Raw genomic sequence first — 14,390 nt, 5'->3', positions numbered from 1 at the left:
AGACAGCCACAGTGGGCGCCTCCGGGATGTCCACGAACGGAGCCTGTGACATGACCACCGACCTTCCTCACATCCACCCGACGGAAGACGACATAGGAAGAGAGCCGCAAGGGCCCGTTTCCGGGTCACGCCCTCAGCCGGCTGTCTCCCCGTCCCCGGTGCCCGGCGTGCCGGCTCTTCCCGACCTCCCGGCCCTGCCGCCCTGCGCGACGCCGGACACCCCGGTCCTGACGGCCTCCCCCGCGGAGGCGCGGCGGTCCGATCAGCCGGCCGAACCGCTGATCGAGCCGTCGGCCGAGCCGTCGGCCGAGCCGTCGACCGAGCCGTCGGCCGAACCACCGGCCGTCCTCGCGGAGGCCGACGGGACGGCACGGGCCGTCCCGTCGGCGCCGGGCCAGGACGACACCGGTGACGAGGCGATCCACACCCTTCTGACGACGGCGGCGACCGAGCGCCCGGTGAACGAGGTCGCCGCGCTCGTGGCCCGGCTCCAGGAGACCGGCGAGCTCTCCAGCCCCGCGGACGTGGCGCTCCGGGCGGCGGCCGTCACCCGTCCCCTGGACGAGGTGCGGGAACTGCTCGTCCTGCTGAACGCCTCCGGGTACGACCTCCACCAGGCCGAGACCACGCTGCGCGCCGCGGCGGTGGGACGGCCGATCGAGGACGTGGTGCGGCTCGTCGGCATCCTCGGCACCGACGGCGCGGACTGGCGCCCCACCGGCACCGGCACCGCTGACACGGTTCCGGACTCCGCCCCGGCCGCCGCCGCCGTCCCGAAGCGCCCCCGGGGCGCCGCCAAGCGGACGGGGTCGCCCCTGGACGGCGCCCTGGCCACGGGCCCCGGCAGCCACAGCACCTCCCCGGCACTGCGGTCGGCCCTGCGCTGGCCCGCGGCGCTCGCGCTGCTCGCCTGCGGCCTCGTCCACCTGCCGACGGACCTCACGGGCCTACGGGCGGGCGGTGACACGGAGACGCTGTCCGTGGTCGTCACCGTGCTCTGTCTGGTGGGCGGCGCATGGCTCGCGGTACGGGACACCCTGGTGGTCTGGGCCGCCGCCGCGGGCCTCGGGGTCGCCGTCATCGCGCTCCACGGAGTCGCGAGCGCCCGCACCGTCGACCTGCTGAGCGGCAGCCTCGGCGCCACGTCCGCCTGGGCGAGGGCGCTGGCCCTGCTGGCCGCCGTGGCCGTCGTGGCCCTGGCCGCCGCGGCCGTGGTGCGGCACACGAAGACGGCCGGCGCGGCGGACAACGCCTGACGCACCGGCCGCAGAGAACCGTCTCCGCCCGGACAGCCCCGTGCTGCCCGGGCGGACGGCCGTCAGGCCCGGCGGCGCCGGGCGGTCCCGAAGAGCACGGCCGCGCCGACCGCGAGCACGGCGGCGCCGCCGATCGCGAGGTACGGGGTGCCGGCGTCGCCGCCGGTCTCGGCCAGCTCCGCACCGGAACCGGAAGCACCGGCGGGCGCGGGCGCGTTGGGCGTGGCCGGGGCGGCGGGCGCCGAGGAGGACGACACGGGGGCGGCCGTTCCCTCGCCGCCCGTTCCCTCGCCGCCCGTCCCCGCGCTGCCGGCCTCCGCGGTGCCGGTCCCTGCGGCACCCGTGTGTCCGGCATCCGTGTGCCCGGCGCCCGTGTGCCCGGCGCCGGTCGCCGGATCGTCGTCCCCGTGCCCGCCGTGCTCGACCGAGGACTGGTCCGCGCCGTCCTCGATCTGCTGGTCGGTGGGCGCGCTCGCGCTCGGCGCCGGGGAGCCGCCGTCCTGTCCGAACACCACGTCGGAGCAGGTGTAGAAGGCCTCGGGGGAGTCGGAGCGCTGCCAGATCGAGTAGATCAGGTGGCGGCCGGACTTCTTCGGGACGGTCCCCTGGAAGACGTAGTCGCCGTTCTGCATCCCGGGGTCGGTCACCGTCAGGAACGGCTTCGCCTCCAGGTCCGACCACTTCAGCGGCTTCGACGGGTCGTAGCCGTCCTTCGTCACGTACAGCTCGAAGGAGCCCTTGTGCGGCGCGGTCCCCTTGTAACGGAAGGTGTGCGCGCCGGAGTCCAGCCTGCTCGCCGGCCAGTCGGCCCGCGCCAGGTCGAGCCCGCGGTACTTGTCGTTGCCCGCGCTGCACAGCTTGCCGTCCGGGATCAACCGCCGGTGCTGCCCGGCCGCGTTCGCGATGTTCACCGCGTTCCAGTCGTAGAACGCCTGCGTTCCGCTCGCCGCCACCGCCGCCTTGCAGGCCGCCGACTTCGGGGACTCCGGCCCCTCCGCGTAGCAGGCCGAGACCCGGCTCACCGGATCCGTCATCGACCCGTGCGCGGACGCGGGCACGGCCGAGAGCCCGGACAGGGCCAGCACGGTACCGGCGGTGACGACTGCGGCCGAACGGCGAGAGGTCATGGGGGACAGCTCCTTCACGGGGTGGGGCGTGGGGGGTTGCCCAGCAAGCTAGCCGCCCGGAACCGCGGAAAAGCCCGCGTGGAGCGGGGGAGGGCGATCCTTAGGGCCCCTTTAAGGAGGCGCTAAGCGACGCCTGAGGAACCGGACCGGAGCCGGTCCGGCCGGGCTCCCTCAGCCCAGGCGCCGGTAGCGGCGTTCCGGGCGGCCCGTGCCGCCGTAGCGGAGGGTGACCTCCGCGCGGCCCGTCTCCGCGAAGTACTCCAGGTAGCGGCGGGCGCTGACCCGGGACAGGGAGCCCGCCTCGGCGCACTCCGTCGCCGCCGTGATGCCGGCCGCGTTCCAGCAGTACGGCATCCAGCCCGGCCCGCTGCTCTTCGAGCGGGAGCCCGAGCTCGTGTGGGGCCTGATCGCCTCGCTCTTCGTCGGCATGGTGCTGCTGCTCGCGCTCAACCTGCCGCTCGCCCCCGTCCGGGCCAAGCTGCGCATCCCCCGCCCGTACCTCTACGCCGGCATCCTCTTCTTCGCCGCCGTCGGCGCGTACGCGGTGGGCGGCGAGGCGCTCGACCCGGTCGTCCTGCTCGTCCATCGGCCTGATCGGCCTCGGGATGCGGCGCTACGGCCTGCCGGTGCTGCCCGCCGTCATCGGCGTCATCCTGGGCCCGGCCGCCGAACAGCGGTTGCGCCGCGCCCTCCAGATCAGCGACGGCTCCCCGGCGGGGCTCGTGAACACCCCGTTCTCGATCACCGTGTACGCGGTCGTCGTCCTCCTGCTCGCCTGGCCGCTCCTGCGGCGGGCGGTCACCCGGCGTGAGGACCCCGCCCCTCCGAAGGGATGAACTTCGGCCATTCGACGGCCGGATCCGGGTATCCCTGGCGGGCAGCACCATCCCCCACCCCGAAGGGACCCCCTCATGCGCGTCCGGCTCGTTCTCGCCGCATCCGCCCTGCTCACCGCCGCCGTCGCCCCCCTCGCCCACGCGGGAGGGGCCGACGGCCACCCTGCCGGCGACCACCACACCGGCGGCCACCACGCCACCGACCGGCTCACCGCCGGCCAGGCCCGCGACGGCCTCTTCACCAACGGCCTCTTCGTCGACGCGTACGGAACCGTCGCCGACGACAGCACCGTCAGCCTCTCCGGCACCTACCGCTGCCTCGACGACAGCGCGGGCCCCGTCTTCGTGAGCTCCACGCTCGTCCAGGGGGACCGTTCCACCGGCATCGGCGGCACCCGGGCCGTCTGCGACGGACACCTTCACACCTGGACCAACAGCTCCGTGGTGAAGGAGCCCGCCTACAGCCCCGGCGCCGCCCGCGTGGAGGCCACCCTCATGCAACTCAACGGGACCGGTCTGCCGCTGCCCCGCTTCCTCGTCAGCGAGAAGGCGGACGTCGAGCTGCGCTGACGACTCCTACGCCCCGCCCAGCAGGTCGACCAGACCGGCGTGGCCGAGCGCTTCGAGCTCGTCCAGGGCGGCCACGGCCCGGTCCGCCGCCTCCGGATCGGAGGCGGCGAGACCGCTCGCCGCGAACTCGTCCTCGTCGAGCCGCAGCACCTCGCTGCCGTCCGCCGACACCCACAGGTCCAGGTCCAGGTCCTCGACCACCACCCCGGAGCCGCCGATCACGGGCGGCCGGGTGACGTCGCAGTACCAGCCCTTGAGGACGCCGTCGGCCGACCGCACCTCCTTGACCGTGAACCAGCGCTCCCGCCAGTAGTGCTCCACGAAGACGTCGCCCGGCTCGAACCGCACGAAGCCGAAGTCCCGCACCCCCTCGGCCGCCCACGGCGCGCGCACCGAGAGCCGGCCCGGCTCCTCCACGAGCACCTCGGCCGGATAGCGGATCTTCGTCCGGCCCGCCTTCGTCAGGACGACCTCAACCGAGCGTCCGGACATGCCGCACCTCCGTCGCCGCGATCTCGTAGCCGAACCACTCGTTGATCGCCAGCATCGGCCCGTTGCCGGCGTCGTTCCCGGTGAACGCCTCCGTGCAGCCCGCCTCCCGGGCCCGGTGCAGGGACGCGTTCTTCACCAGCTTGGCGAGCCCCCGGCCCCGGAAGGCCGGAGCCGTGCCCGTCATCCCCGTGTTGTACCGGCCCAGCCCGTCCGTCTGCGCCACGCTGAACGCGGCCGGCACCCCGTCCACCACCGCCACCGTCGTCAGCGTCCGGTCCAGGAGGGGGTGGTTCCAGGTGGCCTCCCGCCAGTGCGCGTAGTCGTCCAGCGCGACCGACACGTCGCCCGGCTCGTCCGCGGACGTCACCGCGTCCAGCTCGAACAGCGGCCGGGGGTCGGCCGCGAAGTCCCCGGCCGTGAGCAGCTCGACGCCGGAGGGCGGCGCCTGGAGCGGCGGCAGCCCGGTCCCCACCAGATCGAGCCGGAGGAAATGGGCGGAACGGCTGGGGGAGTAACCCCGCCGCCCGGCCCAGGCACGGTGCTCCGGCGCGTCCAGGACCCAGCTGTAGAGGGTGCGCGCCCCGTGCCGGGCGAGGTGCTCCTCGGCGGCGCGCAGCAGCAGCGTCCCGGCCCCGAGACCCTGGTGGGCGGGGTCCACGTACACGTTGAGGGAGCCGACGCCCGGTTCCGGCGAATCGTGGGCGATCCGCAGTTGGACGGTCCCGACGATCGCGCCGTCCCCGGCCACGGCCACGAACGGGCGGGCGTGGCTGTCGGGGTGGGCGTGCGCCCAGTCGAACACGAGCTGTTCCGGGGTCGCGAGCATGAAGGGGAGCGCGGCACGGCGGACCCGGGCGAAGCCCTCGGCGTCCCCGTCCCCCGCGTAACGGACGATCACAGTCATGTGGGCGCACGTTACGGCCGCAGCGCGCACCACCGCCTCCCCTTTTCCGGCGGGGTGGGGGCAGAATCGGCGGGTGACACTCACCATCGTCGTGGACCACGAATCCACCACCGCTCCCTACGAACAACTGCGTGCCCAGATCTCGGAGCGGGCCCGGTCGGGCGGACTGCCGGTCGGCTACAAACTGCCGACGGTACGGGGACTCGCGGAGCAGTTGGGGCTCGCAGCGAACACGGTCGCCAAGGCGTACAAGGCCCTCGAGGCGGACGGGGTCATCGAGACGCGCGGGCGCCACGGGACCTTCGTCGCCGCCGCCGGGGACGCGGCGAGCCGCCGGGCCGCCACCGCCGCCGCCCAGTACGCAGAGGAGGCCCGCCGCCTCGGCCTCAGCCGCGAGGCCGCCGAGGCGGCGATGAGCGAGGCCCTGCGGGCGGCGTACGACAGCTAGGAAGCCCTACAGGTAGAGCCCCGCCCCCGCCGTGCGGGGCTCGGGAAGGTCCGCCGGGGGCGTGCCGCGGCGGAGCGCGAACAGCTCCGCCAGCGTCGCGCCCTCGCGCGGCACGCCCTCCTCGCGCCCGAGCCACGCCACCGACTCGGCCCGGCTCAGCGGCCCCACCTCGATGCGGGCCAGACAGCGGCCCGGCCGGACCACGGCCGGGTGCAGCCGCTCCAGGTCCTCGTTGGTGGTGACCCCGACCAGGACGTTCCGCCCCTGCCCGAGCAGGCCGTCCGTCAGGTTCAGCAGCCGCGACAGGGCCTGCCCCGCCGTGTGCTTCGCCTCGCCCCGGATCAGCTCGTCGCAGTCCTCCAGGAGCAGCAGCCGCCAGCGTCCCTTCGCCGTGCCCTCGTCCTCCCCGATGGCGATGTCCATCAGATAGCCGACGTCGTTGAAGAGCCGCTCCGGGTCGAGCACGCAGTCCACCTGGCACCAGTCCCGCCAGGACCGCGCCAGCGTCCGCAGCGCGGACGTCTTGCCGGTGCCCGGCGGCCCGTGCAGCAGCAGGAGGCGTCCCGCGACGGAGTCGGGCGTCACCTTCATCAGCCGGTCCATGGACTCGGCCACCGGCGCCGAGTAGTGGGGCCGGACCTCCTCCCACGTCCCGGCGCCGATCTGCCGGGTGGTGCGGTGCGGGCCGCGCCGGGGCGACATGTGCCAGAAGCCCATCGTCACGTTCTCGGGCTGCGGCTCCGGCTCGTCCTTCGCCCCGTCCGTGGCCTCGGCGAGGATCCGCCGCGCCAGCTCCTCGTCCGTGGCCGTCACGGTGACGTCCGCGCCCCGGTTCCAGCGGGAGACCAGGAGCGTCCAGCCCTCGCCCTCGGCGAGCAGGGCGCTGCGGTCGTCGTCCTTCGAGGCCCGCAGCACGCGCGCGCCCGCCGGGAGCAGCGTCGCCTCCGGCCTGACCCGGTCCAGGGTGGTGCCGTGGGCGTGGGGCTGCTCGCCGGTCGCGAAGCGGCCGAGGAACAGCGCGTCGACGACGTCCGACGGCGCGTCGCTGTCGTCGAGGTTCAACCGGATCGGCAGCGACCGCTGCGGCGCGGACGGTGCCGGTGGGGTGTCAGCCATGGCGCTCATGATCCGGCAGCCGGTTGCGCCGCGCACCGTGTTTTGGGCGGGGCGCGCTTCCCGGTCGCCGGAGTGGCGGTACGTCAGGTCCAGTGGCCCCGCAGGGCGCCCCCGGCGCGGCGGGCGAGCGCGCCGCGCCCGTCGTGCTCGCCGCGCGGCCGGCCGGGGGAGACGAACCTTCCGCGGTGGAGAGCGGGAGCGGACCATCCGCCTCCCCTCGTGGCCGGATCTCGACGGTCCCTGACGGAGGATCGGAAGAAGTTCACCCCCAGTTTTGACATGAACACTTCCTGGGTGGCGGATCCACTGCTACTACCTGGTAACGCAGAGATCCTGCTACAGGGAGGTTCCATGAGACTGTCCCGATTCACCGCCCTCTCCTCCTCGCTCCTCCTCGGCGCCGTCCTCGCCCTCACCGGGGCGGGCGCCGCCCAGGCCGCGGAGTCCGCCGCACTCGACTACGTGGCACTGGGCGACTCGTACTCCTCCGGCGTGGGAGCCGGCAGCTACGACAGCGCCAGCGGCGACTGCAAGCGCTCCACGAAGGCGTACCCCGTCCTCTGGAAGAACGCGAACGCCCCCTCCTCGTTCGCCTTCACCGCTTGCTCGGGCGCCCGAACGGGTGATGTGACCGCGAATCAGCTCGGACCGCTCTCGGCCGCCACCGACCTGGTCTCCGTCACGATCGGGGGAAATGACGCCGGTTTCGCCGACGTCATGACGACCTGTGTGCTCCAGTCCGAGTCCACCTGCGTCAGCCGTGTGAATCAGGCCAAGGCCTACGTCGACTCCACCCTGCCCGGCAAGCTCGACTCCGTGTACGACGCCATCAGGGCCAAGGCACCCAACGCCCGTGTGGTCGTCCTCGGCTATCCGCGCTTCTACCAGCTCAACGGCACCTGCGTGGCCGGCCTGAGCGAGGGCGAGCGCCGCGCCATCAACGGAGCCTCCGACTACCTCAACGCCGCCGTGGCCAAGCGCGCGGCCGACCACGGCTACACCTTCGCCAGTGTCGTCTCCGCCTTCACCGGACACGAGATCTGCTCCGGCTCGGCCTGGCTGCACAGCGTCAACTGGCTCAACATCGGCGAGTCGTACCACCCGACCGCCGCCGGACAGTCCGGCGGCTACCTGCCGACCTTCAGGAACGCGGCGTAGCCGGTACGCCGTCCGCCCCCGTGGCGCCGGAACCGGCCGGAACGGTGCTCGTGACGCCGCCCGGCGCGCCCGGCCCGGCGCCCGGCCCGTCGTCCCGCACCGCGTGGTAGACCAGCGCCCCCGCGATGAGCAGCGCCCCGACGACCCCGGCCACCAGGACGGGGACCCGGCGGGGCGTCCTCGTCCTCCGGCCGGACGGCGTACCGGGGGCGGGGGCCGTGCCGGGGGCGGAGGGCGTGCCGTTCCCGTGGGCGCTCCGGCGCGTCGCGGGCGCGTCCGCCGGGGAGACGCCCGCCGGGGAGGCGCCCGTCTTTGATGCGCCACCGCCCGCCCGCGCGCCGGACCCGTCCGACCGTGAGCCGTCCGTGGGCGTCCGTGCGCCGCCCGCCACCCGCCGCAGCTCCCGCTCGGCCCGTTCCGCCGCCGGGACGCCCCCGGGCCCCTCGCCCCGGAGCGCGTCGATCACCGTGCCCAGCGGACCTGACCGGTCGTCCGCGATCGTCCCCAGGAGCGCTCCCAGGGAGCGCAGCTCCTCGGCCGGGCCGGCTTCCTCCGCCCGCGACGCGCCGCCGAAGCCGGTGACGACCACCCGGCCGTCGTTGCCCAGGAGCACGTCCTCCGGCTCCACGCCCCGGTGGGGGACGCCCGCCTCCCGGGCCGCCCGCAGTCCGGCCAGGACCTCGGCGCCGACGCGCGCGGCCTCGCGCGCCGGCAGGGGCCCGCCCGCCTCCAGGGTCTCGGCGAGGGTGAGGCCCCGGACCAGCTCCGTCGCCACCCAGGGCCGGCCGTCGTCGGTGACCACGCCGAGGACCCGTACGACGGAGGGGTGGGAGATCCGCGCGGCGGCCCGCGCCCCGCGCTCCCGCCGCGCGTGGAGCAGCGGCACCTCGTCCGCCGGGAGTCCGGGCGGGACCCGGGACTCCTTCAGGGCCACCTCGTGGCCGCTCGTCCCGTCCAGGGCGCGCCAGACGGTGCCCGTCGCCCCCTCGGCCAGGACGTCCAGAAGCCGGTAACGACCCGCGATCACCGTCATGGATCCACGGTAGCCGAGGGCCGCCCTTCCGGCTCCGGTCCGGAGCGGGTGCGGGCCTCCCGGCCCCGCCGGTGGATCTTGGTGGTGGAGATCACACGCCCCTTCGCGCCCCGGGCGGTCACCCCGGAGTGCAGGATGGTTCGTGACGGTTCGACAGGTGTTCGAGCCCTGTCCAACTCGCCCTGGAATCAGACGGATTCGGAGGGTGACCGTTCACCCCCTTACGGGTGCGTTGAATCCCGACGTCGGGATACACGGGTGTCATGACGGGGCGATAGGGTTAACCTGCCCGGGTCGGGTGCCCTTGTACGGGTGGGGAGTGACATGGAACAGATAGCAATGCGCAGCAGGCCGCGAGTGCCTGCCATCACCTGCGGGAGCAGCGCGACCAGTTCGCGGCTCGACCGTCATCTCGCGGTGCTCGGCGGACCCGCCGTGCCCCGGCGCGAGGCGGCCGAGGCGACCCTGCTGATGCGGGAACTGACGACGCGTACGCGGGAGGTTCCGGTGCACGGTCACCGCAGCCGCAGCGCCCGGGTCTCGCTCTTCGCACCGCTCCGCCGCCTCCGCCGCTCCCTCTTCGGCACCCGCCGCTGACCTGCCGCGGTCCCGGCCGCCCACAGGGCCCCGACAACGACCCCGCCGGACGTGTCCCCGCCCGTCCGGCGTTCGTCGTGCCCGCACTGCCGGGGCCCGCGCGGCCGCCCGGGTCCGGGCGTCCCCGCCCCGGATCCGTCCCCGTCCCCGTCAGGCGACCACCCCCGCGTCCCTGAGCTCCTTCACCTCCGCCTCCCGCAGCCCGAGCCCGGCGAGGACCTCGTCCGTGTCCTGGCCGAGGGCCGGGATCCGGTCCATCCGCGGTTCCGGCGCGTCCGGGAACACGATCGGGGGCAGCAGCGTCCGCAGCGGTCCGACCGGTGACTCCACCTCCCGCCACCGGTCACGGGCCGTCAGTTGCGGATGGTCCGCGAGCTGCGCCACCGAGTTGAGCCGGGCGCAGGCGATGCCCGCCGCGTCGAGCCGGGCCAGCGCCCCCTCCGTCGTCAGCGGGGCCAGCGCCTCCGCGACCGCCGCGTCCGTCGCCGCGCGCCCCGCCACCCGCGCCGCGTTCGTCGCGAAGGCCGGATCGTCGGCGAGACCGGGCCGGCCGAGCACCTGCTCGGCGAGCCGCCGCCACTCCCGGTCGTTCTGCACGGAGAGCAGCACCAGGCCCCCGTCCGCCGTCGGATAGGCGTCGTACGGGGCGATCACCGCGTGCGCGAGCCCCGTGCGCGCCGGGGCCGCGCCCCCGTGCGTCCCGTGGTGCAGCGGGTGCCCCATCCACTCGGCGAGCGAGTCGAGGAGGGAGACCTCCACCGGCCCGCCCCGGCCGGTCGCGCCGCGCCGTACGAGCGCGGCGAGGACGCCCGAGAAGGCGTACATCCCGGCGGCGATGTCGGCCGCCGGGATGCCCGACTTGACGGGCTGCTCCGGGGTGCCGGTCACCGACACCAGGCCCGCCTCGCACTGGACGAGCATGTCGTAGGCCCGCCGGTGCGCGTACGGCCCCCGCGCCCCGTACCCCGAGACGTCCACCGCGATCAGCCGCGGGTGCGCGGCGCACAGGGTGGCGGCGTCGAGACCGAGGCGGGCCGCCGCGCCCTGCGCCAGGTTCTGCACGAAGACGTCGGCCCCGGCCGTCATCCGCCGGACGAGGGCCAGGCCCCGGGGGTCCTTGAGGTCGATCGCCACCGACTCCTTGCCGCGGTTGCACCACACGAAGTGGGAGGCCAGGCCCCGGGCGGCGGTGTCGTAACCGCGCGCGAAGTCGCCGCCGTCGGGGCGCTCGACCTTGACGACGCGGGCGCCGAGGTCGGCGAGCTGGCGGGTGGCGAAGGGCGCGGCGACCGCCTGCTCGACGGCGACGACCGTGATCCCTTCGAGGGGGAGGGGCTGAGTGCTCATGACCGCCCTGCCTACCCTGCCGGACCGGCCCTTGTCACCAGGGGATGCGTCACCCCCCGACCGGCCCCGCCTCCGCCTCCGCCTCCACTCCCGTCCCCGTCCCCGGTCACAGGAGCATGAACTGCCCCTCCGGGCCCTCCTCCCGGTGGTCCAGTACGGACGCGGGGCGGCGGGCCCGGGCGGGCGGCGGCAGTACTCCGGCGGCGCGCAGGGCCGCCGCGCCTTCCGCCCCGCCCTCCGCCGCCCCCGCCGCGAAGGCCGCCCGCTCCGGCTCCCGCGCTCCCAGCAGCGCGAGCACGGTGATCAGGTCGAGCAGCTCCGAGGTCCACTCCTGCGGCCAGGCGGCCGGCCCGATCGCCTCCAGGGAGCCGGGCTCCGCCGGAGCGGTCCGGTGCGCGAACCACTGCTCCAGGACCCGCACCCCGCCCACCCGGAACTCCCAGGCCTCCGCCGGTACGGGGGAGATCCGGCCCCCGTCGAGGACCAGCGCCTCGTCCTCGGAGTCGTACGCCAGCGTCGTCGGGCGCGCCGGGACCGCGGCCCGCACGTAGGGGCGGCGGCCGCCCGGAAGCCGGGGCTTCGTCCCGCTCAGCGCGCCCCGCGACTGCGCGTCGAGGAGGTCCCGGCCGAGCGCCACGCCCACCGCCCAGGCCTCCGGGCCGCCGGGGAGCGGGACGCGGCACCCGGCGGGGGAGGGGCGGGCCGCCGCCACCGTCCACGCCAGCCAGTCATGGGCGTCGGCCCCGTCCCCGTACCGCTCCCCGAGGAAGTCCAGGAGTCCGGGCGCGAGGTTGGGCTCGTGGCCGCCGGGGCGCCGGAACAGCGGCCGGATCCGGCCCGGACGGCCCGCGGGGGAGCGGCCCTCCGGCAGCGCGGCCGTCACCAGGAGCGCGGGCCCGGCCGCCCCCGGCACGTACCCCTGCTCCACGGCGAACAGTTGCGGCTCCCCGGCGACCCGCCACAGCTCCGGCCGCGCGGTGTCGATCAGCCGGTGGTCGGGGAGCAGCCACTGCTCGTCGAACGGGCCGTGCGCCACCCGCACCGGCGCCGGGCACGGGCCCGCCTCGCGCGCGAACCGCACGGTCCCGGTGCGCTGGCCGGGCAGCGCCGCCACCGCGCTCGCCGGGGTCCGCGCCCGGCTGGGCCGGAACAGCGCCTCCCGCTCGGCCCCCTCGGCGGCCACGAGCCGGTCCCAGCGGGTCCGCAGGGTCCGCGCGTCGGGGGCGACGATCCAGGAACGGCCGAACCGCAGCGGGGCCACGGACCACGGCATCAACTCGTCGAGGAGGGGCGCGTCCTGCGGCCGGGCGTCATCGGTCACGCCCCGCATGCTAACGACCGCCGTCGGTGCGCCTCCAGCGCGTCAGTGGGCTTCGACCGTGACGGTGAAGGAGAAGCGGTCGCCGCGGTAGCGGATGCGGGCCACGTCGACGACCCTGCCGTCCTCGTCGTAGGTCACGCCCGTGTAGTGCAGGATCGGGGAGAGCAGCGGGACCTGGAGCAGGCCCGCCGTCTCCGGGTCGGCAAGACGGGCCTCGACCGTGTCCGTGATGCGGCTGATCCGCACCCCGACCACGTCCCGCAGCACCTTCGTCATCGGCCAGCGCTCCAGGTCCGCCGGGTCGATCGCGGCGGCGAGCTCGGGCAGCACCGCGTTCTCCGCCCAGTTCGTCGGCTCGCCGCTCTCCCCGTCGCTGCGCAGCCGCCGGTACGCCACGACCTCGGGCAGGTCGGGGAAGTACTCCGCGAGCTCCCCGGGCACCGGCTCGGTGCCGTGCCCGAGGACCGTCGTCCGCTCGCCCGACTGCTGGGCCACGATCGCGTCGATCGAGCCCAGCAGCCGGCGCGGGGTGGAGCGGCGGGCCCCCGGCTCGATGAAGGTGCCGCGCCGCCGGTGCCGGCTGATCAGGCCCTCCTCCTCCAGCTCCTTGAGGGCCTGGCGCATGGTCAGCACGCTCACGCCGTAGTGGGCGGCGAGCTGCTCCTCGGTGGGCAGCCGCAGCGAGGCGTCGGACGTGCGGCCCAGTATCGAGGCGCGCAGCGACTGCGAGACCTGGTACCAGAGCGGCAGCTTGCGGTTCAGGACCAGCGAGTCGGGAGCGAAGGCGGTCACGGGTCCTCCGTACGGGGGCTACGGGCGTGCGGCCGGCGTCACGGCCGGAAGTGGCGCTCCAGACCCTGCCACACGTCGTCGTACCCCCTCTGCAGGTGGTCGGCGTCCGCGGCCTGCGGGGTCGCGGTCACCGGCCAGCGGGTCTCGAACATGAAGGCGAGTCCGTCGTCGATCTTCTGCGGCTTCAGCTCGGCGGCGCTGGCCCGGTCGAAGGTCTCCCGGTCGGGGCCGTGCGCGGACATCATGTTGTGCAGCGAGCCGCCGCCGGGCACGAAACCCCCCTTCCCGGCGGTCTTGGCGTCGTACGCGCCCTCGATCAGGCCCATGTACTCGCTCATCACGTTCCGGTGGAAGTACGGCGGCCGGAAGGTGTCCTCGCCGACCAGCCAGCGCGGGGCGAAGGCCACGAAGTCCACGTTCGCGAGCCCCGGGGTGTCGGAGGGCGAGGTGAGCACCGTGAAGATCGACGGGTCGGGGTGGTCGTAGGAGATCGACCCGATGACGTTGAAGCGGTGCAGGTCGTAGACGTACGGGGTGTGGTTGCCGTGCCAGGCGACGACGTCCAGCGGGGAGTGCCCGTACGTCGCGGACCAGAGGTTGCCGCAGTACTTGTTTACCACCTCGACCGGGCCCTCGACGTCCTCGTAGGCGGCGACCGGGGCCCGGAAGTCCCGGGCGTTGGCCAGGCCGTTGGCGCCGATCGGGCCGAGGTCGGGGAGCTGGAAGGGGGCGCCGTAGTTCTCGCAGACGTAGCCGCGCGCGGTCTCGTCGAGCAGCTCGACGCGGAAGCGGACCCCGCGCGGGACCAGGGCGACCTCGCCGGGGCGGACGCCGAGCAGGCCGAGCTCGGTGCGGAGGAGGAGGCCGCCGCGCTCGGGGACGATCAGCAGCTCGCCGTCCGCGTCGCCGAAGACCCGTTCCATGGAGGCGTTGGCGTGGTAGAGGTGCACGGCCATGCCGGTGCGCTGGGTCGCGTCGCCGTTGCCGCCGAGCGTCCACAGGCCGGCCAGCCAGTCCGTGCCCGGCGCCGGGTCGGGCAGCGGGTTCCACCGCAGCCGGTTGGGGTCGGGCACGGTCTCGGTGAACGGGGCGCCGCGCAGCGCCCCGTTGTCGATCCGGGTGTACGGCGGGTGCGCGGCCGACGGGCGGATCCGGTAGAGCCACGAGCGGCGGTTGTGGGTCCGCGGCTCGGTGAAGGCGCTGCCGCTGAGCTGCTCGGCGTAGAGGCCGAGGGGTGCGCGCTGCGGCGAGTTGCGGCCGTGCGGCAGCGCGCCGGGGATCGCCTCCGAGCTGTGCTCGTTGCCGAAACCGGTGCTGTAGGTGAGCGCCTCGGCCGTCTTCCTGGCCTGCTCCGTGGTCATCGCCCGCTCCTGTCCTGAGCCCGCAAAGGAAT

Annotated in this window: 14 protein-coding genes and 2 pseudogenes; 6 read left to right on the top strand and 10 right to left on the bottom strand. The window is 75.0% G+C overall.

All coding sequences use genetic code 11. The features are described from left to right. The first annotated feature begins 167 nt into the window (after window positions 1-167). Window positions 168-1,256 (top strand): hypothetical protein, encoded by a 1,089-nt coding sequence (locus ACFYNX_RS23650; protein ID WP_388663836.1) that lies wholly within the window; start codon window positions 168-170, stop codon window positions 1,254-1,256. 62 nt (window positions 1,257-1,318) lie between these two features. On the opposite strand, the gene ACFYNX_RS23645 is transcribed toward ACFYNX_RS23650, so the two are convergent. Then, window positions 1,319-2,383: a lytic polysaccharide monooxygenase gene (locus ACFYNX_RS23645; RefSeq protein ID WP_388663834.1), complete on the bottom strand. Its 1,065-nt coding sequence runs from the start codon at window positions 2,381-2,383 to the stop codon at window positions 1,319-1,321. A gap of 171 nt (window positions 2,384-2,554) precedes the next feature. Further along, window positions 2,555-2,713: pseudogene (locus ACFYNX_RS23640) on the bottom strand (two-component system response regulator); the annotation flags it as partial. On the opposite strand from ACFYNX_RS23640, the pseudogene ACFYNX_RS23635 reads away from it, so the two are divergent. Then, window positions 2,694-3,219: pseudogene (locus ACFYNX_RS23635) on the top strand (tripartite tricarboxylate transporter permease); the annotation flags it as partial. The pseudogenes ACFYNX_RS23640 and ACFYNX_RS23635 sit on opposite strands and share 20 nt — an antisense overlap. Before the next feature lie 75 nt (window positions 3,220-3,294). Beyond that, on the top strand, window positions 3,295-3,789 hold the full coding sequence (locus ACFYNX_RS23630; RefSeq protein ID WP_388663832.1) for a DUF6299 family protein: 495 nt from the start codon (window positions 3,295-3,297) through the stop codon (window positions 3,787-3,789). A 6-nt stretch (window positions 3,790-3,795) separates the two neighbouring features. Here ACFYNX_RS23630 and ACFYNX_RS23625 read toward each other — a convergent pair whose 3' ends face one another. Together ACFYNX_RS23625 and ACFYNX_RS23620 are read right to left on the bottom strand one after the other, a co-directional pair. Further along, a complete protein-coding gene (locus ACFYNX_RS23625) occupies window positions 3,796-4,281 on the bottom strand; it encodes a DUF402 domain-containing protein (protein ID WP_388663830.1) in 486 nt (161 codons plus the stop codon). After that, entirely contained in the window at window positions 4,262-5,185 is a 924-nt protein-coding gene (locus ACFYNX_RS23620) for a GNAT family N-acetyltransferase (protein ID WP_365540076.1), read from the bottom strand. Before ACFYNX_RS23620 ends, ACFYNX_RS23625 begins: the two co-directional genes overlap by 20 nt. 73 nt (window positions 5,186-5,258) lie before the next feature. Here ACFYNX_RS23620 and ACFYNX_RS23615 point away from each other — a divergent pair, with 73 nt between their 5' ends. Then, window positions 5,259-5,633 (top strand): GntR family transcriptional regulator, encoded by a 375-nt coding sequence (locus tag ACFYNX_RS23615; protein ID WP_125663240.1) that lies wholly within the window; start codon window positions 5,259-5,261, stop codon window positions 5,631-5,633. A gap of 6 nt (window positions 5,634-5,639) precedes the next feature. On the opposite strand, the gene ACFYNX_RS23610 is transcribed toward ACFYNX_RS23615, so the two are convergent. Next, the gene (locus ACFYNX_RS23610) at window positions 5,640-6,758 is read right to left on the bottom strand and encodes a DUF5925 domain-containing protein (protein WP_365540074.1); all 1,119 of its coding nucleotides are present in this window, start codon (window positions 6,756-6,758) and stop codon (window positions 5,640-5,642) included. A 342-nt stretch (window positions 6,759-7,100) separates the two neighbouring features. Here ACFYNX_RS23610 and ACFYNX_RS23605 point away from each other — a divergent pair, with 342 nt between their 5' ends. After that, window positions 7,101-7,907, top strand: coding sequence for an SGNH/GDSL hydrolase family protein (locus tag ACFYNX_RS23605; RefSeq protein ID WP_125663236.1), 807 nt, complete (start codon window positions 7,101-7,103; stop codon window positions 7,905-7,907). Here ACFYNX_RS23605 and ACFYNX_RS23600 read toward each other — a convergent pair. Beyond that, the gene (locus ACFYNX_RS23600; protein ID WP_388663826.1) at window positions 7,891-8,940 is read right to left on the bottom strand and encodes a protein kinase; all 1,050 of its coding nucleotides are present in this window, start codon (window positions 8,938-8,940) and stop codon (window positions 7,891-7,893) included. The genes ACFYNX_RS23605 and ACFYNX_RS23600 overlap by 17 nt on opposite strands. A gap of 324 nt (window positions 8,941-9,264) precedes the next feature. Here ACFYNX_RS23600 and ACFYNX_RS23595 point away from each other — a divergent pair, with 324 nt between their 5' ends. Continuing rightward, on the top strand, window positions 9,265-9,537 hold the full coding sequence (locus ACFYNX_RS23595; RefSeq protein WP_388663824.1) for a hypothetical protein: 273 nt from the start codon (window positions 9,265-9,267) through the stop codon (window positions 9,535-9,537). Window positions 9,538-9,687: 150 nt separating this feature from the next. On the opposite strand, the gene ACFYNX_RS23590 is transcribed toward ACFYNX_RS23595, so the two are convergent. From ACFYNX_RS23590 to hmgA, 4 genes are all read right to left on the bottom strand, one after another. After that, on the bottom strand, window positions 9,688-10,884 hold the full coding sequence (locus tag ACFYNX_RS23590; RefSeq protein ID WP_365540072.1) for a CaiB/BaiF CoA-transferase family protein: 1,197 nt from the start codon (window positions 10,882-10,884) through the stop codon (window positions 9,688-9,690). A gap of 106 nt (window positions 10,885-10,990) precedes the next feature. After that, window positions 10,991-12,214 (bottom strand): type ISP restriction/modification enzyme, encoded by a 1,224-nt coding sequence (locus ACFYNX_RS23585; RefSeq protein ID WP_388663822.1) that lies wholly within the window; start codon window positions 12,212-12,214, stop codon window positions 10,991-10,993. 33 nt (window positions 12,215-12,247) lie between these two features. Beyond that, window positions 12,248-12,997 carry a GntR family transcriptional regulator gene (locus ACFYNX_RS23580; protein ID WP_388663820.1) on the bottom strand — a complete coding sequence of 250 codons (750 nt, stop codon included), beginning with the start codon at window positions 12,995-12,997 and terminating at the stop codon, window positions 12,248-12,250. A gap of 38 nt (window positions 12,998-13,035) precedes the next feature. Continuing rightward, window positions 13,036-14,358: a homogentisate 1,2-dioxygenase gene (gene hmgA, locus ACFYNX_RS23575; protein ID WP_365540070.1), complete on the bottom strand. Its 1,323-nt coding sequence runs from the start codon at window positions 14,356-14,358 to the stop codon at window positions 13,036-13,038. Window positions 14,359-14,390 lie beyond the last annotated feature (32 nt).

The sequence above is a fragment of the Streptomyces sp. NPDC007872 genome (assembly GCF_042868165.1).
In the GTDB taxonomy this organism is placed as follows: domain Bacteria; phylum Actinomycetota; class Actinomycetes; order Streptomycetales; family Streptomycetaceae; genus Streptomyces.
Note: the sequence above shows the minus strand (reverse complement) of the source record. Positions and strands in the feature narration are given on the sequence as shown.